At 55.6% G+C, this 24,190-nt stretch carries 19 protein-coding genes and 2 pseudogenes; 9 read left to right on the top strand and 12 right to left on the bottom strand.

Annotation, left to right across the window (positions count from 1 at the left end):
- The first annotated feature begins 23 nt into the window (after positions 1–23).
- Together RHM59_RS16015 and RHM59_RS16010 are read left to right on the top strand one after the other, a co-directional pair.
- Positions 24–1,037, top strand: a complete 1,014-nt coding sequence (locus tag RHM59_RS16015; RefSeq protein WP_322224711.1) for a DNA-binding protein — start codon at positions 24–26, stop codon at positions 1,035–1,037.
- 10 nt (positions 1,038–1,047) lie between these two features.
- Positions 1,048–1,479 carry a type II toxin-antitoxin system death-on-curing family toxin gene (locus RHM59_RS16010; RefSeq protein ID WP_322224709.1) on the top strand — a complete coding sequence of 144 codons (432 nt, stop codon included), beginning with the start codon at positions 1,048–1,050 and terminating at the stop codon, positions 1,477–1,479.
- Positions 1,480–1,900: 421 nt separating this feature from the next.
- Here the strand turns inward: RHM59_RS16010 and RHM59_RS16005 are convergent, their stop codons facing one another.
- Together RHM59_RS16005 and RHM59_RS16000 are read right to left on the bottom strand one after the other, a co-directional pair.
- Positions 1,901–5,767: a CHASE domain-containing protein gene (locus RHM59_RS16005; protein ID WP_322224706.1), complete on the bottom strand. Its 3,867-nt coding sequence runs from the start codon at positions 5,765–5,767 to the stop codon at positions 1,901–1,903.
- Between the two features lie 79 nt (positions 5,768–5,846).
- The gene (locus RHM59_RS16000) at positions 5,847–7,526 is read right to left on the bottom strand and encodes a putative bifunctional diguanylate cyclase/phosphodiesterase (RefSeq protein ID WP_322224704.1); all 1,680 of its coding nucleotides are present in this window, start codon (positions 7,524–7,526) and stop codon (positions 5,847–5,849) included.
- Positions 7,527–7,991: 465 nt separating this feature from the next.
- On the opposite strand from RHM59_RS16000, the gene RHM59_RS15995 reads away from it, so the two are divergent.
- The 4 genes from RHM59_RS15995 (at position 7,992) to RHM59_RS15985 (ending at position 9,833) form a co-directional block, all read left to right on the top strand.
- Positions 7,992–8,336, top strand: coding sequence for a helix-turn-helix domain-containing protein (locus tag RHM59_RS15995; RefSeq protein WP_322166975.1), 345 nt, complete (start codon positions 7,992–7,994; stop codon positions 8,334–8,336).
- Entirely contained in the window at positions 8,336–8,782 is a 447-nt protein-coding gene (locus tag RHM59_RS15990) for a HipA N-terminal domain-containing protein (protein ID WP_416195025.1), read from the top strand. The genes RHM59_RS15995 and RHM59_RS15990 overlap by 1 nt, the downstream gene beginning before the upstream one ends.
- The gene (locus RHM59_RS25555; protein ID WP_416195024.1) at positions 8,664–9,017 is read left to right on the top strand and encodes a HipA domain-containing protein; all 354 of its coding nucleotides are present in this window, start codon (positions 8,664–8,666) and stop codon (positions 9,015–9,017) included. The genes RHM59_RS15990 and RHM59_RS25555 overlap by 119 nt, the downstream gene beginning before the upstream one ends.
- A gap of 207 nt (positions 9,018–9,224) precedes the next feature.
- Positions 9,225–9,833 carry a hypothetical protein gene (locus RHM59_RS15985; protein ID WP_322224702.1) on the top strand — a complete coding sequence of 203 codons (609 nt, stop codon included), beginning with the start codon at positions 9,225–9,227 and terminating at the stop codon, positions 9,831–9,833.
- Positions 9,834–10,025: 192 nt separating this feature from the next.
- On the opposite strand, the pseudogene RHM59_RS15980 reads toward RHM59_RS15985, so the two are convergent.
- Both RHM59_RS15980 and RHM59_RS15975 read right to left on the bottom strand, forming a co-directional pair.
- Positions 10,026–10,103, bottom strand: a pseudogene (locus tag RHM59_RS15980) (DUF1249 domain-containing protein); the annotation flags it as partial.
- Positions 10,104–10,149: 46 nt separating this feature from the next.
- Positions 10,150–10,533, bottom strand: coding sequence for an AAA family ATPase (locus RHM59_RS15975; RefSeq protein WP_322224700.1), 384 nt, complete (start codon positions 10,531–10,533; stop codon positions 10,150–10,152).
- Positions 10,534–10,697: 164 nt separating this feature from the next.
- Here RHM59_RS15975 and RHM59_RS15970 point away from each other — a divergent pair, with 164 nt between their 5' ends.
- From RHM59_RS15970 to RHM59_RS15960, 3 genes are read left to right on the top strand one after another with little or no spacing between them, the layout of a single operon-like run.
- Entirely contained in the window at positions 10,698–11,816 is a 1,119-nt protein-coding gene (locus RHM59_RS15970; protein WP_322224698.1) for an efflux RND transporter periplasmic adaptor subunit, read from the top strand.
- A complete protein-coding gene (locus RHM59_RS15965) occupies positions 11,813–12,883 on the top strand; it encodes an efflux RND transporter periplasmic adaptor subunit (RefSeq protein ID WP_322166979.1) in 1,071 nt (356 codons plus the stop codon). Before RHM59_RS15970 ends, RHM59_RS15965 begins: the two co-directional genes overlap by 4 nt.
- The gene (locus RHM59_RS15960; protein WP_322224696.1) at positions 12,880–15,987 is read left to right on the top strand and encodes an efflux RND transporter permease subunit; all 3,108 of its coding nucleotides are present in this window, start codon (positions 12,880–12,882) and stop codon (positions 15,985–15,987) included. Before RHM59_RS15965 ends, RHM59_RS15960 begins: the two co-directional genes overlap by 4 nt.
- Before the next feature lie 98 nt (positions 15,988–16,085).
- Here RHM59_RS15960 and RHM59_RS15955 read toward each other — a convergent pair whose 3' ends face one another.
- The 8 genes and pseudogenes from RHM59_RS15955 to RHM59_RS15920 all read right to left on the bottom strand — a co-directional run bounded on the left by RHM59_RS15955 (position 16,086) and on the right by RHM59_RS15920 (position 24,183).
- A complete protein-coding gene (locus RHM59_RS15955) occupies positions 16,086–16,712 on the bottom strand; it encodes a class I SAM-dependent methyltransferase (RefSeq protein WP_322166981.1) in 627 nt (208 codons plus the stop codon).
- A 44-nt stretch (positions 16,713–16,756) separates the two neighbouring features.
- Positions 16,757–17,401, bottom strand: a complete 645-nt coding sequence (locus tag RHM59_RS15950) for a methionine ABC transporter permease (protein ID WP_322224694.1) — start codon at positions 17,399–17,401, stop codon at positions 16,757–16,759.
- Positions 17,391–18,512, bottom strand: coding sequence for a methionine ABC transporter ATP-binding protein (locus tag RHM59_RS15945; protein ID WP_322166983.1), 1,122 nt, complete (start codon positions 18,510–18,512; stop codon positions 17,391–17,393). The genes RHM59_RS15950 and RHM59_RS15945 overlap by 11 nt, the downstream gene beginning before the upstream one ends.
- A 2-nt stretch (positions 18,513–18,514) precedes the next feature.
- A pseudogene (locus RHM59_RS15940) lies at positions 18,515–19,249 on the bottom strand (MetQ/NlpA family ABC transporter substrate-binding protein); the annotation flags it as partial.
- Positions 19,250–19,419: 170 nt separating this feature from the next.
- The gene (locus tag RHM59_RS15935; protein WP_322184434.1) at positions 19,420–20,781 is read right to left on the bottom strand and encodes an LLM class flavin-dependent oxidoreductase; all 1,362 of its coding nucleotides are present in this window, start codon (positions 20,779–20,781) and stop codon (positions 19,420–19,422) included.
- A complete protein-coding gene (locus RHM59_RS15930) occupies positions 20,781–21,986 on the bottom strand; it encodes an SfnB family sulfur acquisition oxidoreductase (RefSeq protein ID WP_322224692.1) in 1,206 nt (401 codons plus the stop codon). The genes RHM59_RS15935 and RHM59_RS15930 overlap by 1 nt, the downstream gene beginning before the upstream one ends.
- 20 nt (positions 21,987–22,006) lie before the next feature.
- Positions 22,007–23,248: an SfnB family sulfur acquisition oxidoreductase gene (locus tag RHM59_RS15925; protein WP_322166987.1), complete on the bottom strand. Its 1,242-nt coding sequence runs from the start codon at positions 23,246–23,248 to the stop codon at positions 22,007–22,009.
- Positions 23,249–23,421: 173 nt separating this feature from the next.
- Positions 23,422–24,183: a hypothetical protein gene (locus RHM59_RS15920; protein WP_322166988.1), complete on the bottom strand. Its 762-nt coding sequence runs from the start codon at positions 24,181–24,183 to the stop codon at positions 23,422–23,424.
- Positions 24,184–24,190: the final 7 nt, after the last annotated feature.

Here is a 24,190-nt window from a genome sequence, read left to right as displayed (position 1 = left end):
CCCGTTGATTTTAAAGGGATATTATGGCTACTGATTTCACTACATCCGCTAAAGAAAGGCAAAATGTGTTGAACAACAGATATGCGCTTGCTCATGCGGAGCGCCATCTATCTCTCGGCGGTGTTAGCTACGATGGAGAGACCGTTTTTACCAAACAGCAGCTGATCGAGCTATTCAATATCAGCGAAGCCACAATTGAGCGCTACATCACAGGGCACGCTGACGAGCTGAAGGCTAATGGCTATCGATTGATAAAAGGTAAAAATCTTAAGGATTTCAAGGATTTAGCTTATGGTGCCCTCATCAGTGAGGGTACCAAAACCAGCATACTTGGACTGTTTTCGTTTCGCTCACTTTTGAATCTCGCAATGCTACTCACCGAAAGCGAGCAAGCGAAAATTATCCGGTCACGATTACTTGATATCGTGATTGATGTAATGGCAGAAAGATCCGGGGGGCACACCAAATTCATTAATCAAAGAGATCAAGATTACCTTCCCGCTGCATTTCAAGAATATAACCACAGGGCCGAATTCACCAGCGCGCTAAGCAGCTTTTTGGATATGGGGCCATTAAAATTTGGCATGTATACAAATAAAATATATCAAGCCATATTCCATGAAAATGCAGCAGAGTACAAAAAGGTATTAAGGTTAGCAGAAAAAGACAATATGCGCGAAACACTCTATGCCGAAGTGATTCGTGCAATCGCTAGCTTTGAAAGTGGACTAGCTAGTGATATGAAAAATTTTTACGACGAGCATCATCGAAAACTAAAACCAGTGGAGCTGGACTTACTTATAAAAAATGCTGAAAACAATCCATACCTGAAGCCGGTACTAAGTGAGGCTCGTACAAAAATGGCTAGCCGAGACTTGTGCTTTAGGGAAGCACTACATGAGAAACTAGAAGGATATATCCAAACAGTACCTGAAGGAGACTTTGAGCGCTTTTTGGGCGAGACCAGTAAATCTCTAGAGGCTCGCTTAGCCGACCCGGAGCTTTTAGCTGTTTTCAAAAGATTGAAAGATCGCTAAAAGGCGGATCATGTTTCTATATTTTGATACGAATCATGCGATCCAGATACATGACTGGATAATTGAGAACTCCGGCGGAAGACCAGGAGTATTTAATATTGGCAACCTTCAGAGCCCATTAGAACATGTAAAAAATGATGATTACTACCCGACGATCGAAGATAAGTTGAATTTCCTCGTATATTCAATAAACAAAAATCACGCTTTCAATGATGGAAACAAAAGGTCATCAATCGCACTGGGCGCCTATTTTCTGAAACTCAACGGGTACCATTATGCAGTGTCCGGCTTTGTCTCCAACATGGAAAACATAGCTGTATGGGTCGCTGACAATATTATAGATAGAGCTCTTCTAAGTGAACTGATAACCTCCATGATTTATGAGGATGAGTTCTCAGAGGCATTGAAAATCAAGCTACTAACTTCTATCTCCTGCATGTGACATCAGGCCTTGGGTTTGCAATACAACGGTTACACAATCCTGACCACAATACCCAAGCGAAAAGCATATGCAAAGGCAGACATTATGGTCCCAATGAACAGCAGAGAGTGTGCTGGCAGATTGTTGTGGGGCAAGTATGGCGCGCCACTGTCAACCTGCTGGGCACTCTGATGCCAACGTTATGAGCATTCAACCCACAACAAAAATCAAGTGACTTATTTTGACAAAGCAAAATAGGCTGAGTTGAGAGACATCAATCAACTTCACCTAGTGCGAGACCAACCCAGCAAACTAGCTTTTAGGCCCCTAACTACCCAACAACCGGGCGCTCCTGTGGGTTCGATTCCCGCCTGCGCACCATCTCTTTCCATGAAGCGCAGATCTGCGTGATCGCTCGTGCACCATCAGTCAAATGGACGGCTCACTGCGCATATTCGACATTCAATCGTTCAAGACTAAGGATCATTAACACGTTCAGCTGTTCAAGCCCCGTGTCGGTCAGAACATCACTCAGCACATGAACACCCGGCTGCAGCAGTTGCGACTCCAACTGCCCGGCTCGTAATGACAGTGCCATTGCCCCCATCGTCCCCGCACTGCCCTTGACGGCATGCAGGACCGACTTCGCGCCGGCGGTATCTTGGCTGTTAATGTGGTCGTGCAGTTTTGCGAACTGCCGGCGCATGTCAGAACCAAAATCTTTTAGTCCATTTCTGATCAGTTCGAGGTTGCCGCCCATACGCCGGGATATCGATGCACGTGATTCCAGCACGTGGTCGTGTTCTTCTTCGGCTTCCGCAGTCAGCCCATCAGGCGATTTTCCAGTCTGAGCTAACAAGGTCGCAATCAGTTGCTCAAGGTCGATGGGTTTGCCGAGATGCTCATTCATGCCCGCCGCAAGGCACGCTTCCCGGTCGGTTTTCGACGCGTTCGCCGTCATTGCCACGATGGGCAGATTCGCGAAACGCGGGTCTGCGCGGATGCGCCGGGTGGCTTCAAGTCCGTCGATATCCGGCATCTGCATATCCATCAACACCGCATCGAAAACCTCGGTAGTCGCAATGACCCGGTTGACGCCTTCAATGCCGCTTTCGGCCAAGGCAACAGTCGCGCCCTCGCTGCTGAGCAGCGACTCGGCAATCTGCCGATTGATCATATTGTCTTCCACGACCAATAACCGAAGCCCCGCCAAGCGCGTCGAACGTTGAAATGCCGGGGAATAGGCACCAGGGTGTGGCATCCGAGTCCCGTTGACCGCATCCCGTATCGTGGCGGCCAACTGATGGGGGGTTACGGGTTTTGTAAGCAGCCCAACGAAAGGTGCGTTGCCTTCCTCGTGGACATCGTTGAGCGCCTCTCGACCACAAGCGGTGATCATAATCACGATAGGCGCAGGCTGATGGGTGCCTTGGCGATGAATGACTTCAGCCGCGCTTAGGCCATCCATTCCGGGCATGCGCCAATCCATCAAGACCACGCCATAGCCTTGCCCTTGTTCTCGGGCTTCCCGGACATGCTCAACGGCCAATGCGCCGTCCATCACACAGTCCGCCTGCCAGCCCAACGCATTGACGGTACGCATCATGATTTCGCAGGCAATGGCGTTATCGTCGACAATCAAAATACGCATCGCCGGGAACTCGACAACGTCGCTAGCCCCCAACGGGGTGTCTTGTGCAACATCGAGTTCAAGGTCAAACCAGAAGCGGCTGCCTATACCCGGCTGGCTGTCTACCTGGAGTACTCCGCCCATTAGCCTGACCATCTTTTGACAGATCACCAGCCCCAGCCCCGTCCCACCAAAGCGGCGTGAAGTCGAGGCCTCAGCTTGAGTGAACCCATCGAATATTCGTTCGAGCTGTTCAGGACTAATGCCGATTCCGGTGTCGGTAATCGCGATGCGTAAACGGACGCTTTGCGCCGAGCCATCGAGCTGTTTGACGCTGACGACCACCTGTCCGTGGGAGGTAAATTTGAGGGCGTTTCCCGCCAGGTTGATCAAGATTTGTTGCAGGCGAAAACTGTCTCCAATCAACATGCTAGGCAGTCCGACATCAAGATCGAACATCACTTCGACCTCTTCCCCCTCTTGGTTCCCTGCCAGTATCACGGCGAGATCGCGCAATAGCGCCTCAAGTTCAAAGGGGTGCAGGTCCAGTTGTAACTTATTGGCCTCAATTTTAGAGTAATCGAGGATGTCATTAAGTAGCCTCAGCAGTGACTTGGCAGCTGTCTGCGCCTTGGTCACGTATTCGTATTGGCGAACGTTCATTTCGGTGCGCAGCACCAACTGCAACATGCCCAATACCGCATTCATCGGTGTGCGGATTTCGTGGCTCATATTCGCCAAAAAAGTAGATTTGGCAGCACTCGCGGCATCCGCCTGCTCTTTCGCGTGTCGTAGGCTGGATTCCAGTTCTCTGCGCACGGTAATGTCTATCGCAATGCCCAAGTAACCACTGAGCTGACCGTTGCCATCGCGCATGGCGGTCACGACCAATATCACTGGGAAACGCGAACCATCCTTGCGTACATAACTCCACTCATGGGTTTGCGCCACGCCTTCAATTTTCGCCTTGTACACCAGTGCGCGGAAACCTTCGATAGGCTGGCCGTATTCGGCGCTCAACTCCACGCCGCGAGCCGCAACTTCCTCGGGCACATGGATGATTGAGGGTGTGTGCCTGTTTACCATCTCATCGGCCTTGTAACCTAAGAGTCTCTCGGACCCCTTGTTGAATACCTGAATCACTCCATCAAGATCCGTGGCGATGATCGACACTTGAGAGGCAGAGTTCAGCACGCCGGTGAGCAGCATGTTCAGCTCGCTCAATTGTGATGTGCGCTGGATAACCTGCTCTTCGAGACTTGAGTTCAGCTCCAGGATTTTTGCTTCGTTATTTTTTTCAGTGGTGATATCCCGTACCGTTTTTGAGGCACCGACAATTAACCCGGTCTCGTCACGGATGGGTGAGATAGTCACCGAGACATCGATCAAACTGTTGTCTCGGCGGTGACGTTTGGTCTGGAAGCTGGATATATGTTCTCCCTGACTAATTTTTTCCAGGATGTCGATTTTCTCCCGCTCGTAACCGTCCGGCATGATCAGCTTGGACAACGGCTGACCGACGGCTTCTAAAGAGGTGTAGCCAAATAGCTGCTCGGCGCCTTTATTCCAGCTCGTCACGATGCCTTCGAGGGTCTTGCCGATAATGCCATCCGACGAGCTTTCGACGATCGCTGCCAACCAGGCTTGCTGGGCAACTACGAGTGATCGACGCTGACGGCTCACGCTACCAAGGCCGACTAACACGGTGAGCAGCAAGGTAATCAGGACTCCGATGGAAAATACCAGCCTGGGCGATACCAAGTTCAATCGTTGAATAAACGCAGGAGAGGGGCTGACCTCCAGCAGCCAATGACGGCCATACAGGTCAAGTTGAACCTTGTTCGTGAAACGGCTCTGGGGACTGGGTGGGGCGTTGGCGTTGTCGTAGAACGGTATTTCCTGCCCTGGCACGGTAATGTCGGTCAGCGTTAGATGGATCGAATCATTTTTTCCGGGGAAACTAGCCAGCACGTCGGCAATCACCAATGGAGCATAACTCCAGCCAAATGCACTCTGCTCACGCTGGGCAACGCTAGTAGGGGCCAACGTGTCTCGGTAGATGGGCATAAGCATCAAAAACCCTTGATGCTGTTTATCATCAGCCTGAACCAACGTAATCGGTGCGGTGAGTTGGGCCTTGCCAGTGCGGATGGCCTTGCGCGCGGCCTCTCGACGACTAGGGTCCGATGCTATATCAAGGCCCAAAGCACGCTGATTTTGCTCCAAGGGTTCAATGTACTGAATTACAAAACGTTCATCTGTTTGCGGGGTCAGCTGCTTGATTGAAAAGTTGGGCTGTCCATCATGTCTCGCCTCCGCCAGGAATTGCTTTTCTTGCGCCACCGGCACCCTGCGAATAAAACCAAAGCCCCTTGCACCAGGAAATTCAACAGCCAGGTCGCGCGTCTGGCTATAGCGGTGGAACGCGTCGAGCGTAATCAAATCCTCCCCTGCGGTTAACACGACCCCGCGCGCACCGCGTAAGCCATATTCGTAGAGCTTCAATCTATCCGCTACCGCATCGGCGGCTTCTAGCGTTTCAGTCTGGACCGCCGTCCGTGCTTGATTGTCATTGGCTTCGCGCAACGCCCAGGCACCTAAAGCCGTCGCCAGTAATCCAACCACCAGCGTTAAGAACGCCCCAAGGCTGATAGGGGCCACGCTGTTATTTTTATTCATTTTATGAAGCTCCAATAGACAGCGGCGTCAATCAAAAGGCCCCTAGTCATGAGCACGGGCGGGCCTTTGACGCTCGTTACTATTTGTTATTGTCGAGCAGCACGGACATCCCGGAGAAAGGAATCGGGCGGCAATAGAGGTAGCCCTGCATGACATGGCAGCCCAATGATAAAAGGGCCTGTGCCTGCTCTTCGGTTTCTACACCCTCCGCGACCAGCTCGAGTCCAAGCACCTGGGCAAGCTTGATAATCGTGGCCACGATGGCTGCATCACTTTTATCTTCAAGCATGGTCCGCACGAAGCTTTGGTCAATCTTCAGGATGTTCACTGGAAAGCGCTTCAAGTACGCCAGGCTTGAATATCCTGTGCCGAAGTCATCCACCGAAATGCGTATCCCCATACCCCTTAGGGCCGCCAGTGTTTCGCACGTGATATCGATATCCTGAACCAAAACACCTTCCGTTATTTCCAGCTCCAACATGTTGGGCTCCAGCCCTGATTCGCTAAGAATCGCCTTAACCATGTCAAGGAAGGAGTGGACCTGAAATTGTTGGGCAGAAATATTGACGCTCACCGGGATTGCATGGCCGCGATCGGATAAAGACTTGGCGTCGTAACAGGCCTGCCTGAGAACGAATTCGCCAATGGGGATGATCAGTCCAGTTTCCTCAGCCAGCGGGATGAATTGATTCGGGAGCACAATAACGCCGTTACTGCACAAGCGCACCAAGGCCTCAATGCCCACCACCTGGCAGGTTCTGGCGTCCACTTTACTTTGGTAAAAGACTCGAAAGTCACCCTGTTCAAGGGCGCTACGCAGACTTAGCTCGAGCTGGTGCCGGGCACGCAGGCTGGTTTCGATTTCTGCAGAAAAGAAACAGTAGGTATTTCTACCGTGTTGCTTGGCTTGATACATGGCTGTATCGGCGTGCCAATACAGCGACTCCAGCGTGTCGCTGTCATCTGGGAACAAACCGATGCCAATGCTAGCGGTGACGTCGTAGTGCATATCCTCCACGTAAATCCGCTTACTGATGATTGAGAGCAGTTCAGCAGAAAAATCGCCCACCGCGTCGAAGTTCTCCAACTCCGGCATGAGCACCATAAATGAATCGCCGCCTTGACGACTAACCGTGTCGATCACGCGCACGTATTCTTTCAGGCGAGTCGCGACCACTTGCAAGACCGCATCACCGATGGCATGGCCGACCGCATCGTTGATCGCCTTGAAATGATCTAAATCGATCAGTAGCAAGGCCACCTTTCCTCGGCTATGCCGAGCCTGTTGCAACGCCTGATCCGTGCGATCGTGCAAAAGGGTGCGGTTGGGAAGCTCAGTCAATGCATCATGGTTAGCGAGTTTTTTTGCCTCCGAACGAAGTGCGATATGCGCCTTGATGTGCGCTCGGGCTACCGGAATGTTCAACGGTTTCTGTAAAAAATGGACACCGCCGTAATCGAGCGCCCGTAGCTCGTTTTCAGTTTGCGTGTGGGATGTCACGAAAATAACAGCGCTGTCACATGTCTTCGGGTCGGATTTGAGCGCCTTGCACACCGCAAAACCATTCATGTCCGGCATCTGGATGTCGAGTAAAACCACATCGGGTCGCCAACGCCTGGCGGCTTCCAAGGCGGACCGGCCATCGGTGACAAAATATACTTGGCCTAGATCGCGCACCGCTTCAGTCAGAATCCTGACATCTGTAGCTTGATCGTCGACCACCAGAATGACTGGTTCGCCAAATATTTTGTTGCGCATGCTGTTGCTCCTGACTCGGACCTGAGGAGCCGTCGCTAATTGGGTGCCGGGCGTGTCTATGTATACGGCTATTAGTTGGCAAAGGGCCCTCAGTCAGATCAATGTCATTTTGATGGCGCCTAGAAACTGCCGGATATAGATAGCACGCTGCACGGGGCTTTCATAGATTTAGCTGTACACCTATCTAGAATCCTTAGCGTTTAGGCCCAGCTGTTTGCGAGCGCATGCAGAGTGGAAGGCATCACGGGCGCGTCGTAGATGATGCGGTATCCCCCCACTTTTCTGGAAACATGCTTTTTTTGCCAATCTCACCTCGTCAAAATTTGCTCGCTACTGTTACCAGCCTCTAAGAGGCCTACAGCGTAAGTAACCCCCCGCCATCATCAACTTTACCCCCCTCATCTGAATTTATAAGCCGTGCTACAGTCAGCCTTATTGCAGATAAAGCTCAATCTGAGGCGTGTTATGAAAGACTTTTTCCCAGTAGGTTGCGGCGATTCGCTTAGTAAAATCGGGCTTTTAGTAAAGGCTAAGCGCGTGGACCTGGGCCTGCGCCAGACCGACCTCAAAACCAGCCTCGGAATTTCAGAGCATACGCTGCGCAAAATTGAGAATGGGTCGGAGCACGTTGACCTTAGGTCGTTCATGTTGGTGCTGTGGCGCTTGGGTATTAGCGAGATGCTTTTCAGTTCACTGGAAGGCATCGAAAATACGTCACAGATGATTCGGTATGCCGCTCATCAAGATGCTCAAACGAACCTTGCTTCCAAGCGTGTCCGACTGTCTAAGCCTAAGGCGGAGGATTTTTGATGTCTCGTGGCTACATCTACAGGGAGCATCCGGTCACGCGCGAGCTGCTGACGCTTGGCAGGCTGACCTTGCAGGGTAAAGTCGGTGAGTTTATCTATGCGCCCGACTACGTGGCGCGCGGTGGGTGGGTGCCCGACCCCGTTAACTATCCATTGCGCGCAGAAGCCTACACAGGCGTTTCAAAAAATCGGGGTATTCCAGGCTTCATCAACGACGCCATGCCTGACGGCTGGGTTGAGCGTTTACTTCATCGCGTTTACGGTCAAGATCTGGCGCCCATCGATTTTTTGCTCAAGTCACCGAACAACGACCGTATTCTTCAAGCCCATGTGCTACAACGCTTTGGTGGGAAACAGCGACGACCATCCTCGCAACCACGCAATCATTTGGCTGGATGGACAATGGCGTCTATCGCCGATGTACGACGTGTTGCCGGTCTTGGGTGAAGGGCCTGCTCAAACGTTGGCGATGGCGGTTGGTCGGGAAGGAACCAAGATCAACCGCAAGAACCTGCTAAGTCACCACGCCCATTTCGCGCTGTCGCTTGACCACGCCGAACACGTGCTTGATGAAGTGGCTGGATGGGAGCAGGAGTTGAAAGAATACTACGGACAGTGGCTGCAAGGCGCTGAGTTGGAAATGGCGCGGGAGGCTACTAGGGCCGAGCGCCTGCACGATTAACAGTGCGACGCCTTTGCAATTGAATCGGTTTCAATGGGAATCAACAGAGACTAACTCGCGCTGACGATATAGCGGATCGCGATCTGTTAATAAATTATTGTTGCGAGACGTTCTAGTGACTGTCATTTATGACAGTTGTTCTCGTTCGCCCATAAGTGTTTTATTAAGGCTGGGTTAAGCCATCAAATACTTGTTGAGTAGAAAAATATGGATATCTTGAAAAAAAAGGAAGTATTTAACAGCCGGGTTGCCATCAATCGATTTAATAAACGGCGTTGTAGCGTGTTAGCGGTATGTACAAGCCTTTTGTTTACGGGTGGTTTAGCGATGGGGGCAGATGAGGGCGTGTCTGCCGCTAGCGCCACACCCATGGCCAACGGATCACTTGAACTGTACAAAAATACCGCTCCGACTACAGGCAACGGAACCTGGCAGTTAAGATGTACGATTCCCCTTCCGGAAATTGGGACAAAAGGAGAGGTAGACGTGTATCTGGACAGCCATATTTATGGCTGCAATAACGACGAAGCCTATGGCTATAGGCTTATTGACGCGGGGATAATGAGTTTTGGTTTCTATGATAAGAAATGCGGTGACAGTCACTTGTATGATGATGATTACTTTGAGTACAAAGTGATGGCGCACCACACTACAACAGGCATTGTGAAACGTCTCGATACTGGCGTCGGCATAGGTCAAGAAGTGACACCTGGCGTTAAGTATATTTCAGGCGCTTACCATAACGGAATTGACGGTAAACTTTCGTGTGTCAGGTTTTTCTCCATTGCGAATACGGGTGGTATAAGCGGCAATTAATAGTGCCTAGGGGAAACTCTGAAAAAGGTTTTAAAATCTGGTGAAATGTCTTCCATCACATGAGCTGAATGGTTGGTACTCCGATGGGGCAGATTTCTTTCGCCGATGCCGAGTACGCAGATAAACGTAAGCGAACCCGCCGTGATATTTCCTGAGCGAGATTGACAACGTCGTCCCCTGGAAGAACACCCAGCGCACCACTTCACACTCATGCCCACACGCCAAACAGTGACTCAGCCACTCACCCAAGAACAATGGGACACCTGACTTTCCGGAAAAAGAACGGCTTACTTCAGGCCGTCCCTAAACATCTCATTCAATCCGGCCAATGCCAAGCTGGGGCATCGAGCATGCCTTGCCCCACGATTGCGGTTTGGCCGAAGTTTTTTTCCAGCACGATGGGGTTGCAGCTTGGGTCGTTTTCCAGCGCGGCGATCAAGCGGCTGGCGTGGGAGACCACCCAGACTTGGCAATGCTGCGACGCTTGAATAATCAACCGGGCCAGCGCGGGCAACAGACCGCCTTCGCGTGCCAGCGCATTAATGACGCCGCCTTGAGCGGTTTCGGCTAACAGGCGCAGCGCTCGGTAGAGGTTTGATTTGCCGCTGCCATTGGGTCCGGTGATGACGTTAAGGCGCCCAAGAGGCATTACCAACGAATTGATCGAGCGGTAATTGGCCACGGCGAGAGTGTTCAACATGCTGACGTCCTTGAGGGCGTATGAGGCCCACCTATTTCCATAAACCATGAGTTTAGTCAGTGACGGAACCCTGATCTACGCTCACAGTCGCATACCTCAGATTTAGAAATGATTTCCTACAACCTGTACCGCGTGTCTGTCACGGCATTTGCAAAGGAGTCTGCATGCCCGCTCATCGATCAAAATATGCCGTGGTCAGCTTGAGCGTGGTGCTTGGCTTATTGGTCGGTTGTGGCGACAAAAACCCGCAAGAGCCGCAGCGCCCCAGGGTTTACGTCCAGCAGGTGAAAACCGCCGACTTCGCCGCCGCCGTGTCGCTGACGGGCGATATTCAGGCACGGGTGCAGACTCAATTGTCATTCCGCGTGGGCGGCAAAATCATTCAGCGGATGGTCGACGTCGGTGATCGGGTCTCGGCCAAACAAGTTCTGGCCAAACTTGACCCCAAAGACCTACAAACCAGCGTTGACTCAGCTGTCGCCGCCCAAGCCGCTGAGCAAGCGAGAGTCCAACAGACCAGCGCAGCGTTTGTGCGCCAGGAAAAATTACTGCCCAAAGGGTATACCAGCCGCAGCGAATACGATTCGGCACAGGCGGCGTTGCGCAGCAGCCAAAGCGCGCTGAAGGCGGCTCAGGCGCAGTTGGCCAATGCCCGTGAGCAGTTGGGTTACACCGCGCTGGTGGCGGATGCGCCGGGCATTATTACCTCGCGGCAGGCGGAAGTCGGGCAAGTGGTGCAAGCCACCGTGCCGATTTTTGGCTTGGCGCGCGATGGCGAGCGTGATGCGGTATTCAACGTCTATGAATCGCTGTTCGTCGACCCTCCTACTGATCAGGCGGTGCAGGTGACCTTGCTCGACAACCCGGCCATCAAGGTGTCTGGCAAAGTCCGTGAAGTAACGCCCGCCGTCTCCGCGCAGACCGGCACGCTGCAAGTCAAAATCACACTGACGCAATTACCGGCGGGTATGGAGCTGGGCTCGGTGGTCAGTGCAGCCTTGAGCGTGCCGGCCAAAGCCAGCGTCCAACTGCCGTGGGCGGCACTGACCAAAGGCCTCGGTGATCAACTGGGGCAACCGGCCGTTTGGGTGGTTGACGACCAAGGCATTGCTAATTTGCACGCCGTTAAAGTCGCCCGCTATTTGACCGGCAGCGTGGTCATCAGCGAGGGGTTGAACGCTGACGAAAAAGCAGTGGTTGCCGGTGGCCAGTTATTGCACCCCGATATGCAGGTCGAGATTGCCCAACCGCCCCAGCCCGCCACCGCGAAGGCGCAGCCATGAAGCGCCTGTCATTGATGGTGCTGAGCAGCCTGATGATCAGTGCTTGTAGCAAACCCGAGCCACCGCCTGAACCGGTGCGCCCGGTGTTGTCCATCGAGGTCCAGCCGCAATCCGTGGAAAACCTCGGGCGCTTTGCCGGAAATATTCAGGCCCGCTACGAAAGCACGCTGGGGTTTCGTGTGTCAGGCCGCATCGCCCAACGCAGTGTCGACGTTGGCAGTGAAGTGGAGAACGGCCAGCTGTTGGCGACCCTTGATCCCACCGATCAGCAAAATAACCTGCGGGCCCGCCAAGGCGATTTGGCGCGAATCGAAGCGCAGTGGATCAACACTCAGGCCAATGCACGCCGCCAACAAGAGTTGTTCGACCGGGGCGTAGGGGCTCAGGCCCAACTCGATATTGCCCAGACGGATTTGCGTACCACCCGCGCCTCGCTGGAGCAAGCGAGGGCGGCGGTCACTCAGGCCCAGGATCAGCTCAACTACAGCGACCTGCGTGCCGATCACGCGGCGGTGGTGACCAACTGGAAAGTCGAGGCCGGGCAAGTGGTCAGTGCCGGACAAGAAGTGGTGACACTGGCACGGCCCGACATCAAAGAAGCGGTAATTGACCTGCCTGCGTCGCTGGCCGATGAGCTGCACGAAGGCGTGGAATTCAAGGTGGCGGCTCAGTTGGCGCCGGAGATCAACACCACCGCTACGCTTCGCGAAATTGAGCCCCAAGCTGAACGCTCGACCCGTACCCGCCGTGCGCGCCTGACGTTAACTGACACTCCCACCGCATTTCGTCTCGGCACTGCCATCAGCGTTACCCTCACCACCGCGATCGAACCCCGGGTACAGCTGCCGATCAACGCCGTGCAGAACGTCGATGGTAAGACCCAAATCTGGATCGTCGACGTGCAAAACCAAACCGTCGCCCCGCGAGAGGTCAACGTTATAAGCCGCGACGATGACAGCGTGGTTTTGGTGGCGGGCGTGAAGGCCGGCGAGCGCGTGGTCAGTGCCGGTGTGAACAGCCTCAAGCCTGGCCAAAAAGTTAAAGTCGATAAGGATGCCCCACGATGAAAGGGAACTTCAACCTGTCCGATTGGGCCATCAAACACCAATCGTTTGTTTGGTACCTGATGTTCGTCGCGTTGTTGATGGGGGTGTTTTCGTACCTGAATCTTGGGCGTGAAGAAGACCCTTCGTTCACCATCAAAACTATGGTCATTCAAACCCGTTGGCCCGGTGCCACAGTGGATGAAACCCTGGAGCAAGTCACCGACCGTATCGAGAAAAAACTAGAAGAACTGGACTCCCTTGATTACGTCAAAAGCTACACCCGGCCTGGCGAATCGACGGTGTTTGTTTATCTGCGCGACACCACCAATGCCAAGGCCATTCCGGAAATCTGGTACCAGGTTCGCAAGAAGATCAACGACATTCGCGGCAACTTTCCCCAGGGCATTCAAGGGCCGGCGTTTAACGACGAATTCGGCGACGTGTACGGCTCAATCTATGCGTTTACCGCTGATGGCTTGTCCATGCGCCAGTTGCGTGACTACGTGGAGCAAGTCAGGGCTGGCATCCGCGCGGTACCGGGTCTGGGCAAGGTCGAGATGATCGGCCAGCAGGACGAGGTGCTGTACCTGAATTTCTCCACCCGCAAGTTGGCTGCGTTAGGCCTGGATCAGCGGCAAGTCGTGCAAAGTCTGCAATCGCAAAACACGGTCACGCCGGCCGGGGTCATCGAAGCCGGGCCGGAACGGATTACCGTGCGCACGTCGGGCCAGTTCGCCTCGGAAAAAGACCTTGAGACGGTCAACTTACGGCTCAATGACCGCTTCTATCGCCTGAGCGACATTGCCGACATCAGCCGAGGTTACACCGACCCGCCTACACCGATGTTCCGCTTCAACGGCAAGCCCGCCATTGGCTTGGCCATCGCCATGCAGAAAGGCGGCAACATCCAGACATTCGGTAACGCCCTGCATTCACAGATGGACGCCGCTACCGCCGACCTGCCAGTGGGCGTCGGCGTACACAACGTGTCGGATCAGGCGCAAGTGGTGGAGAAGGCCGTCGGCGGCTTCACCAGCGCACTGTTCGAGGCGGTGGCCATCGTATTGATCGTCAGCTTTATCAGTCTCGGCGTGCGCGCCGGATTGGTGGTCGCGTGTTCGATTCCGTTGGTGTTGGCGATGGTCTTCGTCTTCATGGAATACAGCGGCATCACCATGCAGCGAATTTCCCTCGGCGCGTTGATCATCGCCCTCGGCCTGTTGGTGGACGACGCCATGATCACGGTGGAGATGATGGTCACCCGCCTGGAGCTGGGGGAAACTAAAGAACAAGCCGCTACCTTCGCCTACACCTCGACGGCGTTTCCGATGTTGACCGGCACCTTGGTCACCGTGGCCGGGTTCGTGCCAATTGGCCTCAACGCCAGCTCTGCCGGGGAATACACGTTCACTCTGTTCGCGGTCATTGCCGTGGCGATGCTGGTGTCGTGGGTGGTTGCAGTGTTGTTCGCGCCGGTGCTTGGCGTTCACATCCTCAGCGAGAACATCAAAAAGAAATCAGAAAAACCGGGACGCCTCGCACGGGCGTTCAACGGCGGCATGCTGTTGGCGATGCGCAACCGGTGGTGGACGATCCTCATCACCGTGCTGTTGTTTGCGATGGCAGTGTTTTCAATGCGCTTCGTCCAGAATCAGTTTTTTCCGTCGTCAGACCGGCCGGAAATTCTAGTGGACTTGAACCTGCCGCAAAACGCTTCGATCAATGAAACCCGCAAAGCGGTGGATCGGCTTGAAGCCACACTCAAGGACGACCCGGACATTGCGCGCTGGAGCACTTACATAGGGCAGGGCGCGGTGCGCTTTTATTTGCCGCTGGATCAGCAACTGGAAAACCCGTACTACGCGCAACTGGTGATCGTCAGCAAAGGTCTGGAGCAGCGTGGCGCATTGACCCAACGCCTGAAAAACCGCCTGCGCGAAGACTTCGTTGGCATCGGCAGCTACGTGCAACCGCTGGAAATGGGGCCGCCGGTGGGGCGTCCGATTCAGTACCGGGTGAGCGGCAAAGACATCGACAAAGTTCGCCAGCATGCTATCGAGCTGGCGACCTTACTGGGTCAAAATTCGCACATTGGCGAAATCATCTACGATTGGAACGAGCCCGGCAAAGTGCTGCGCATCGATATCGCCCAAGACAAGGCCCGACAGTTGGGGTTGTCGTCCCAGGACGTGGCGCAATTGATGAACAGCATCGTCACCGGCTCGCCCGTCACCCAAGTACGGGACGATATTTACCTGATCAACGTCGTCGGCCGCGCAGAAGACGCCGAGCGCGGTACGCCGGAGACATTGCAAAACCTGCAAATTGTCACGCCAAGCGGCACCTCGATTCCGTTGTTGGCGTTTGCCACGGTGCGTTATGAATTGGAACAACCGCTGGTGTGGCGTCGAGACCGTAAACCGACCATCACCGTCAAAGCAGCCGTGCGCGATTCGATTCAACCGACTGACTTGGTAAAACAGCTCAAACCCGACATCGATAAATTCGCCAGCGGCTTACCGGTGGGCTTTAAAGTCGCCACCGGTGGCACCGTGGAAGAAAGCGGCAAGGCCCAAGGACCGATTGCCAAAGTGGTACCGTTGATGGCGTTCCTCATGGCGACGTTCTTGATGATCCAACTGCAGAGTGTGCAGAAGATGTTTTTGGTTGCGAGCGTTGCGCCACTGGGGCTAATCGGCGTGGTGCTGGCGCTGATTCCGACCGGCACGCCCTTGGGTTTTGTGGCGATCCTCGGAATTCTGGCGTTGATCGGTATCATCATCCGCAACTCGGTGATTTTGGTGACGCAGATTGACGCCTATGAACGCGGCGATTACTTGCCGTGGGACGCGGTGGTCAAAGCGACCCAACATCGTCGTCGCCCCATCCTGCTCACCGCTGCCGCCGCCAGCTTGGCCATGATCCCCATCGCCCGGGAAGTGTTCTGGGGCCCCATGGCCTACGCGATGATTGGCGGAATTATTATCGCCACGCTGCTGACGTTACTGTTCCTGCCTGCGCTGTATGTGGCGTGGTATCGGATTGAAGAACCGAGCGAAGAGCAGCGTGACGAGGCCCAAGCCAAGCAAGCTGAACTCGATGGTCAGCCAGATACACCGCGTTGAATTCTTCCCGAACAAGTTCGGTCCCACAGGGTGATCGAAAATTAAATCTGTGGGACCGAATTTATTCGGGAAGGGGTCAGTTCAAACCGCGCATTCCTTCAAACCTTACGCCACACACTCGCCAGCCAAGGCTGTTGATCCAAGGGCAGTCCTTCGGGCCGGTAATAATGTTCCAACTCCACAAACCCCGCCCCATTAAGCAGTTCGCGCCAGTTCTTTAGGTCGTGATAAGAGCCGTATCGACTGCCGTTCCAGCCTTCTTCGTTCTCGCCCCGAGGGTTGGAGCTGAACAGAACACCGCGAGGTTTCAATGCTTCGTGCAATTGGCGCAAGACGCGGGGCAGTTCCTGGCGTGGCACGTGGAATAGCACGGCGTTGGCGAAGATTCCATCGAAGCGCCAGGCGGGCAGGTCAAGCTCAAGGAAGTTCTGTTGCAGCACCTCGCAGCCGGTTTCTTCACGGGCCATCTGGGCAAAGCGCTCTGAGCCATCGAGTCCGACTGCAATATGCCCCATCGCCGTAAACGTCTTCAGATCACGCCCCGGCCCGCAGCCGAAGTCGAGAATCTGAAACGGCGCGTTACCTTCGATATGCCGCAGCAACGCGGCAATGTTCTGGCTGACGTCGTGACCCCAGGTGCCTTCGCGAAAGTCGTCGGCCACAGCGTTGTAATGACCGACGGTGGCAGCGGTTATTTGTGCGAGGTCCTGCGGATCGAGTTTCATGGCGATTCTGTCTGGGCATAGATAAGCGGTGAATATACCCTTGCTCAGCGTTTGTTCAAGACCTGCGCCAGTCGATCGCCCCCCATTTGAATCACCGCAACCACCACCACCAACAGCACGATTACCGTCAGCATCACCTGGCTGTCGAAGCGCTGATAGCCGTAGCGGTAAGCAATATCACCCAAACCGCCTGCACCAATGGCCCCGGCCATGGCGGATGAATTGATCATGGTCACCAGAGTAATCGTGAAGCCGCCAACGATGCCCGGCAGCGATTCGGGCAGCAGGACGTGCCAGATGATGTGCCAACGACGGCAACCCATGGCCTGAGCGGCTTCGATCAACCCGTGGTCGACTTCCCGCACACTGACCTCGGCGATGCGCGCAAAGAACGGCGTGGCGGCGATGGTCAGCGGTACGACGGCAGCCCACACCCCATACGTTGTACCGACGATCAGTCGGGTGAACGGGATCAGCGCCACCATCAAAATCAGAAACGGAATCGAACGGAACAGGTTAACGACCACCCCCAGTACGCGGTTCAGTGCGGGCGCTTCGTATATCCCGCCCTTGCCGCTGGTGACCAGCAAAACCGCCAGCGGAACGCCCACCAACAAAGCAATTAATGACGACACGCCCACCATCAAAAACGTATCGAGGGTGCCCTGTAGCAATCGGTCAAACCACATAGCCTAATACCTCCGCACGTTGCGCCACGGTGCGGGCGCGGGCCAGCAATTCTTCGCGACCATGGGGCGACCGAGATACCGACAAAATCAGATGCCCCAGCGCACGGCCCTGAATGCGCTGGACGCCGCCCTGCATCAGACTGACTCGCCCACCGAGCGTATTAAACAACTCCGCTAGATCCGGCTCTTCGCCGCTGACGCCAGTGAAATGCAGGTCCAACACTACGGCGGCATGGGCTTGCTGCGGCTGCGATCTCATCCGCGCCAATAAATCCTCGGGCAGTCCGTGTTGCAAGGGTGCGAGCAGGGTTTTACTGACGTCGTGCTGCGGGTTACCGAACACTTGCCAGACCGGGCCTTGCTCAACCACTTGGCCCTGTTCCAGCACCACAACGCGGTCACAGATATCGCGAATCACCGCCATCTCATGGGTGATCAAAATGATCGTAAGGCCCAGCCGCTGGTTGATCTCGCGCAGCAGGCCGAGGATTGATTGCGTGGTCTCTGGGTCCAGCGCCGACGTGGCTTCGTCGCACAGCAAAATCGCCGGGTCATGCACCAGTGCGCGGGCAATCCCCACACGCTGTTTCTGGCCGCCGGACAACTGCGCCGGATAGACCTTGTGTTTGTCCTGCAAACCTACCAATTCCAGCAATTCGGTGACTTTGCGCTGGCGCTGTTCACGGGGTACTCCGGCGACTTTCAAGGGCAATTCAACGTTCTGCCACACGGTTTTGGCGGACATCAAGTTGAAGTGCTGAAAGATCATGCCGATGCGCCGACGCAGCTGCACCAAGTGGTCTTCGTCGAACTCGGCGATGTCCACGTGGTCGATCAACACCCGCCCGCTGCTCGGACGCTCCAGGCGATTGATGGTGCGAATCAGCGACGATTTGCCCGCGCCGCTGCGGCCGATGATGCCAAATACTTCACCGCGCTGAATCGCCAGGTCGATGTTCTGTAAAGCGTCCACCGGGCCCTGTTTGCTGTCGTAGGTTTTGCCCAGATGAATGAAGCGAACGTGGGCGCGGTTCAAGTCCGGGTGCAGTGCTGTCGTCGCTGTAGCCCCGGACGGTTCAAGTATCAGTCGACGTTGGGCGGTTGCGCTCATATTCAGCTTTCCCAGCCAGCTTGATACAGCTTGCCGTGGGCTTTATCGAGCGCCGCGCGGACCACCGGTGAGTGCTGGTAGATATCAACGAACTTGGCTATGCGTGGGTCGGTTTTGCTTTCGGGCTTGATCACAAACTGGATCACGTATTCCTTGTGGTCCAGCCCGTCAAACAACAAAGCCGAGCCTGCGTCGAAGGTCTTCGAGAGACGAATGTACGCCGGGTAGCCTTGCACCAGATCGGCATCGTCATAGGCGCGGACCAGCTGCACGGCCTCGACCTGAATCAGTTTGATTTTTTTCGGGTTGGCTGTGATGTCTTCTTCGGTGGCTTTGTAACCGACGCCCGGTTTGAGCGTGATCAGCCCGGCCTTGGCCAACAGTTGCAGGCCGCGCCCGCTATTGATCGGGTCGTTGGCGATGGCCACGGTGGCGCCCACTGGCAGCTCATCAAAGCTTTTGTAGCGTTTCGAGTACAACCCGACGTTGTTGATAATCCCCGGTGCGAACGGCACCAGATGGAAGCCTGCTGCTGCGTTGGCGTTTTCCAGGAAAGGAATGTGCTGAAAGTAGTTCACATCGATGTCGCCCGCCGCGAGGCTGACATTGGGTGCGATCCAGTCGCTGAACTCCACCAGTTCGACTTTCAGGCCCTGCCTGCCGGCTTCTTCAACAGCGGCTTCCAATGGAATCGAGAACGCAGCAGTGGTGCCGATTTTGAGCGGTTTGTCGTCGGCGTGAGCGGTCAGGGTGAGTACGCTTAAGGCGAGGGCGATCAGGGTTTTTGTCATGGGTGCGTTCCAGATGAATTGATGTTGTTTGTTAGGCCGCCTTCGCAGGCAAGCCTGCTCCCACACAGCCTGCACGGGAATTGTGGGAGCAGGCTTGCCTGCGAATGGGTCTGGCTTTACTCAGAAACATGGCGATACCCAGCACCCGCATGCGAGTCAGGCAACCGTGGTCCCTGATGAAACAATTTCTCGCGCAAGCTCCCGGCGTCATACGCCGTCTTGTACGAGCCACGGTGTTGCAGCTCCGGGATCACCAAATCGATAAAGTCGACGTAGCTTTCCGGGGTCACGATCCGGGTCAGGTTGAAGCCGTCGAGGCCGGTTTCGGCGATCCAGGATTCCAGTTCATCCGCCACTTGCTCAGGCGAGCCGACCAAGGTGATATAGCGTCCGCCCAAGGCGTGCTGGTCGAGCAAGTGACGACGGGTCCAGTCGTTGTTTTTCAGGGTTTTGGTGGCGGATTGAATCGCGTTGCTCTTCACGTACTGAATGGGCTCGTCCAGTTCGTACTCGGCGAAGTCGATTCCGGTCGAGGCCGCGAAATGCGCGACCCCGGCTTCAGCACTGGCGTATTCCTGGTACTCACGCTGCTTGGCCCGGGCCAGCTCTTCAGTGGCGCCGACGATCACGTTGAGGCCCATGAATATCCTCACGTCTTCCGGTTTGCGGCCGGCGGCGACCGCGCTTTTGCGGACCTTGTCCACCTGTTCTCGGGTCGCGGCTTTGTTTTGACCGCTGATGAATACGCACTCAGCGTGCCGCCCGCCGAACTGTATACCGCGCTCGGACGTGCCCGCCTGAAATAACACCGGCGTACGCTGAATCGACGGTTCGCACAGGTGATAACCCTCGACCTGATAGAACTCGCCCTTGTGTTCGACCTTATGCACTTTGCTTGGCTGGGCGTAGACCCGTTGTTGGCGATCATTGATGACCGCGTCGTCTTCCCAACTGCCTTCCCAGAGTTTGTAGAGCACTTCCAGGTACTCGTCGGCCTGGTCGTAGCGACGGTCATGTTCGATCTGTTCGGTGAGGCCCATGGCTTTGGCCGCGCTGTCCAGATAACCGGTGACAATGTTCCAGCCCACTCGACCCCGACTCAGGTGATCCAGGGTCGACATGCGTCGGGCGAACAGATAGGGCGCCTCATACGTGAGGTTGACGGTCAGGCCGAAGCCGAGGTTTTTCGTGACGGCGGCCATGGCCGATAACAGCAGCAGCGGGTCGTTGACCGGCAACTGGATCGCCTCTTTAAGCGGGACATCAACCGAATGCTGGTAGACGTCATACACGCCGACGATATCGGCGATAAACAGCCCGTCGAACAAACCGCGCTCCAGCAATTGCGCCAGTTCGGTCCAGTATTCGAGGGTTTTGTACTCGGTCGAAGTGTCCCGTGGGTGGGTCCACAGGCCGTGGTTGATGTGTCCAATGCAATTCATGTTGAACGCGTTAAGCAGAATCTTTTTCTTTGGCATCAGATCGTCCCCCGCAGTGGAGGATTTTCGTGATTGAGGTAGTAGTTGCCGATGGCGTGGAATTTCCAGCGCACCGGGTCGTGCAGCGTATGCACCCGGGCGTTGCGCCAATGACGGTCGAGGCCGTGTTCAGCCAAGGTCGCCTGACTGCCGGCCAATTCAAACAAGGTGCTGCCTGCGGCGAGGGAAATATCAGTGCTAATGGCCCGCGCTTCGGCCACCGCGATGGAGGCTGCGGCGACGTTTGCTGCGCTGCTGTCAGCGTGTGCGCGGTCCAGGAATTCAGCTGCGCGTTCCAGCAGCGCTTCGGCGGCATGAAGGCGAACCCCGAGTTTGCCGAAACTGTGCAGGGTCAAAGGATCGTCCACGGCCTTTTCGGTGCCGGAGTCGATCCAGGGTCGGGTGCGGGTGCGGACAAAATTCAGTGCGTCTTCGTAGGCGGCGCGGGCGATGCCGGTGTCGATGGCGGCGTGGAGAATTTGCGCCAGCGGGCCGACCGTGGTGGGGCGCTCAAACGCGCTTTGAAACGGCACCACATCGTCGGCGCTGACGAACACGTCATCGAACACCACAGAGCCGCTGCCGGTGGTGCGCTGGCCAAAGCCGCTCCAGTCATCGATCACGCTCAAACCGGCGCTGTCATAGGGGACGAATACCAGGTGTTGCACGCCCAGGTCGTCGATCACCGAGGTCGGGATTCGCTGCGCATACAACGCGCCGGTGGCGTAAAACTTGCGGCCGTTAATGCGATAGCCGTCACCGTCGCGGCTCAAGCGCGTGGTGCGGTCGTGAGCAGTTTTGGTTCCCAGTTCGGCCAGCGCGTTACCGAACCGAGCACCGGTCAGCGTTTGCGCATACAGGCGTTTTTGCTGCTCAGGGCTGCCGTTCACCCGCAAAACTTCCAGCGCGTAAAAATGGTTTTGCGGGATTTGCCCCAGAGACGAGTCGGCTTGGGCGATCAGTCGAATAACCGTCGCCAGCGTGACATTGGAAACACCCGCACCGCCGAACGCTTTCGGCACGGTGATGCCCCATAAACCTGAGTTGGAAAACAGGTCAAGTTCGGCATACGGAAGGCGTCGCTCGCTGTCACGCAAGGCACTGTCGCGCTTGAATTGTTCAGCCAATTCGCCCGCCACGTGCAGGGCTTGGGCGTCACTGCTGATCACTGCAGCGGGAATGCGCAGGGTAGAAAGAGAAGTCATGTGTTGCTCCAGTGGTCTGGTCAGATCCAGGAATGCCGGGCGGGCAAGGCGCCGTTGAGGTAGTAGTTGCCGACGGCGTGGTATTTCCAGCGCACTGGGTCATGGAGGGTATGAACGCGGGCGTTACGCCAGTGGCGGTCGAGGTTGAACTCGGCCAGGGTGGCGCGGCTGCCTGCCAGCTCGAACAGCTTTTCACTGGCGAGCAGGGAGATTTCGGTGGTCAGTACCTTGGCTTCGGCGACGACGATTGAGGCGCGGGCGGCCGATTGCTCGTCGATGGGCGCAGCGCTGATGTCGTCCAGCACTTGACCGGCCTTACGCAATAACGCCTCGGCAGCGTGCAATTCGAGTTTCAGTTTGCCGATGTCGGCGATTACGTAGAGATCATCGGCGGCGCGCTCGACCTTGGCTTCAATCCACGGGCGCGAGCGCTCGCGGACGAAGCGGATGCTGTCGTCGATGGCTTCTCGGGCGATCCCGGCATCAATTGCAGCCTGGATGAGTTGCGACACTGCGCCCTGAATATTCGGGATCAATGCCAAGCGCCAGTTGTCGATGACGTGGTCGGCTTCGACCCGCACGTTGTCCAGCAGTACGGTGCCGCTGGCGGTGGTGCGTTGGCCAAAGCCCGACCAGTCATCGACGATACGCAGCCCCTGGGTGCCTCGCTTCACGAACGCCAACACTTGCTGGTCGTGCTCGTTCAGTGCCTTGACCGCCACCCAATGGGCGAACAGCGCGCCAGTGGAGTAAAACTTTTGTCCGTTGATGACAAAGCCGTCGCCCTCGGCAACGATGCGTGCTTTAAGGTCCAGGGTATTTTTCGTGCCGCGCTCGGGGCCGGCATTGCCGACGCGCCAGCCGTTGAGAACGCTGTGAAACAACTCTTTTTTCTGCACCTCGCTGGCACTGCCGATCAACGAATGAAGGATGCCGAACTGGTTCTGCGGAATCTGCCCCAACGCCGGGTCGGCGGCGGAAATGATCTTGAACACTTCGGCCACGGTCACGAACGACACTTGCGGGCCGCCATAGGCCCGTGGCACCGAAATACTGCCCAGGCCACTGCGGGTGAAGTGTTCGATTTCGGCCCAGGGTAATTTGCGCTGTCGATCACGCTGTGCGGCGTGTTGGCGGGCAATGTCCGCCAATGCATAAGCGGCAGTGATCGCCTCGGCATCGTTGGCCAGCACTTTGGCAGGCAACAGCAGCGGCGAGATATCCACATCGTTATTAACGGGTGCAGTTGCCAGACGGGACATCAGCGCTGCTCCTTGGCTGCACATGATGTGTCGGCGTTGTACACGGGGGTGATGGTGAAAATGACCATTCCAAACCTCGACATTAGCCGCAGCCAGCGTGTGAGAAGCTGCGGCGAAAATAAACTGACGGTGGTCCGGTGGTCCGGTAGATATACCCTAAGCGTGTATAAAAATTAAATAAACATGCTTTTTGGAATAACAATAGAAGCGTTAGGGGTGGCATGTAAGGGCGCAACGCTGAGTATCCGGGAGGGCGCCCAGCGTGAGTTGTTGCCAACCAGGTCGATGACGCAATAAGTGACTTCCAGCGATGGATCTTCGCCGGCCTCCAGAATCATCGCAGGCGGCACTTTGATCGTGATGGGCTTGCCGACATCCCGTGGATTGATCGCGGGTAAATCCATTCGCACATCGCCCCAGCGCAGGGTGATTTCGTCTTTCGCGGCCATATTGGGGTACGCCTCAATTGTCAGCGCAATCCCTTTTTTGAGCTGCTTGGCGGTCAGGCCATTGTGCAGCAGCGCGTCAGGAAGGGTCAGCGGCGTCAGGTTTTGATTTTCCTCGGTACAGCTGCTGGCAAGGTTTCCACCGGGCCGATCAAGCTTGACCAGCACGCTTTTACTGGGTGAAAGCGTGGGGTGCATGCCGATTTTTTGCACTTCATACCAAGTGCTGGTAGTGCCACTCTGCACGAAGCTTTCCGGTACCCGCAACGCCAGCGGCTGACCGATATCGTCCGCAGTCAGCAGCTTCGAGGCTACGTAGCATCCGTCCCAAAACAGCGTGATCAAGTCACCTTCGTCCATCCTGGCGTAGGGTCTGATAGTGACCATCAAATGCGCAGCGGCCGCAGCGCTTATACCGAACTTATTGGCTTGCGGTAACGAAGGCGCAAACAACTTGATGTGAGGGGAAGGTAGGGTCGCACTGTCCATGTTCGAG

The sequence above is a fragment of the Pseudomonas sp. MH10 genome (genome assembly GCF_034353045.1).
Lineage (GTDB): Bacteria > Pseudomonadota > Gammaproteobacteria > Pseudomonadales > Pseudomonadaceae > Aquipseudomonas.
This window is presented reverse-complemented; position numbering and strand designations above follow the sequence as displayed.

Bases quoted from the DNA above. Each gene is read 5' to 3' on its own strand.
- RHM59_RS15930 (WP_322224692.1), bottom strand. From the start codon at position 21,986: ATGACTTCTCTTTCTACCCTGCGCATTCCCGCTGCAGTGATCAGCAGT.
- RHM59_RS16000 (WP_322224704.1), bottom strand. From the start codon at position 7,526: ATGCGCAACAAAATATTTGGCGAACCAGTCATTCTGGTGGTCGACGAT.
- RHM59_RS25555 (WP_416195024.1), top strand. From the start codon at position 8,664: ATGTGCTACAACGCTTTGGTGGGAAACAGCGACGACCATCCTCGCAAC.
- RHM59_RS15945 (WP_322166983.1), bottom strand. From the start codon at position 18,512: ATGAGCGCAACCGCCCAACGTCGACTGATACTTGAACCGTCCGGGGCT.
- RHM59_RS15955 (WP_322166981.1), bottom strand. From the start codon at position 16,712: ATGAAACTCGATCCGCAGGACCTCGCACAAATAACCGCTGCCACCGTC.
- RHM59_RS15950 (WP_322224694.1), bottom strand. From the start codon at position 17,401: ATGTGGTTTGACCGATTGCTACAGGGCACCCTCGATACGTTTTTGATG.
- RHM59_RS15925 (WP_322166987.1), bottom strand. From the start codon at position 23,248: ATGTCCCGTCTGGCAACTGCACCCGTTAATAACGATGTGGATATCTCG.
- RHM59_RS15960 (WP_322224696.1), top strand. From the start codon at position 12,880: ATGAAAGGGAACTTCAACCTGTCCGATTGGGCCATCAAACACCAATCG.
- RHM59_RS15985 (WP_322224702.1), top strand. From the start codon at position 9,225: ATGGATATCTTGAAAAAAAAGGAAGTATTTAACAGCCGGGTTGCCATC.
- RHM59_RS15970 (WP_322224698.1), top strand. From the start codon at position 10,698: ATGCCCGCTCATCGATCAAAATATGCCGTGGTCAGCTTGAGCGTGGTG.
- RHM59_RS15975 (WP_322224700.1), bottom strand. From the start codon at position 10,533: ATGTTGAACACTCTCGCCGTGGCCAATTACCGCTCGATCAATTCGTTG.
- RHM59_RS15965 (WP_322166979.1), top strand. From the start codon at position 11,813: ATGAAGCGCCTGTCATTGATGGTGCTGAGCAGCCTGATGATCAGTGCT.
- RHM59_RS16010 (WP_322224709.1), top strand. From the start codon at position 1,048: ATGTTTCTATATTTTGATACGAATCATGCGATCCAGATACATGACTGG.
- RHM59_RS16005 (WP_322224706.1), bottom strand. From the start codon at position 5,767: ATGAATAAAAATAACAGCGTGGCCCCTATCAGCCTTGGGGCGTTCTTA.
- RHM59_RS15920 (WP_322166988.1), bottom strand. From the start codon at position 24,183: ATGGACAGTGCGACCCTACCTTCCCCTCACATCAAGTTGTTTGCGCCT.
- RHM59_RS15935 (WP_322184434.1), bottom strand. From the start codon at position 20,781: ATGCCAAAGAAAAAGATTCTGCTTAACGCGTTCAACATGAATTGCATT.
- RHM59_RS15995 (WP_322166975.1), top strand. From the start codon at position 7,992: ATGAAAGACTTTTTCCCAGTAGGTTGCGGCGATTCGCTTAGTAAAATC.
- RHM59_RS16015 (WP_322224711.1), top strand. From the start codon at position 24: ATGGCTACTGATTTCACTACATCCGCTAAAGAAAGGCAAAATGTGTTG.
- RHM59_RS15990 (WP_416195025.1), top strand. From the start codon at position 8,336: ATGTCTCGTGGCTACATCTACAGGGAGCATCCGGTCACGCGCGAGCTG.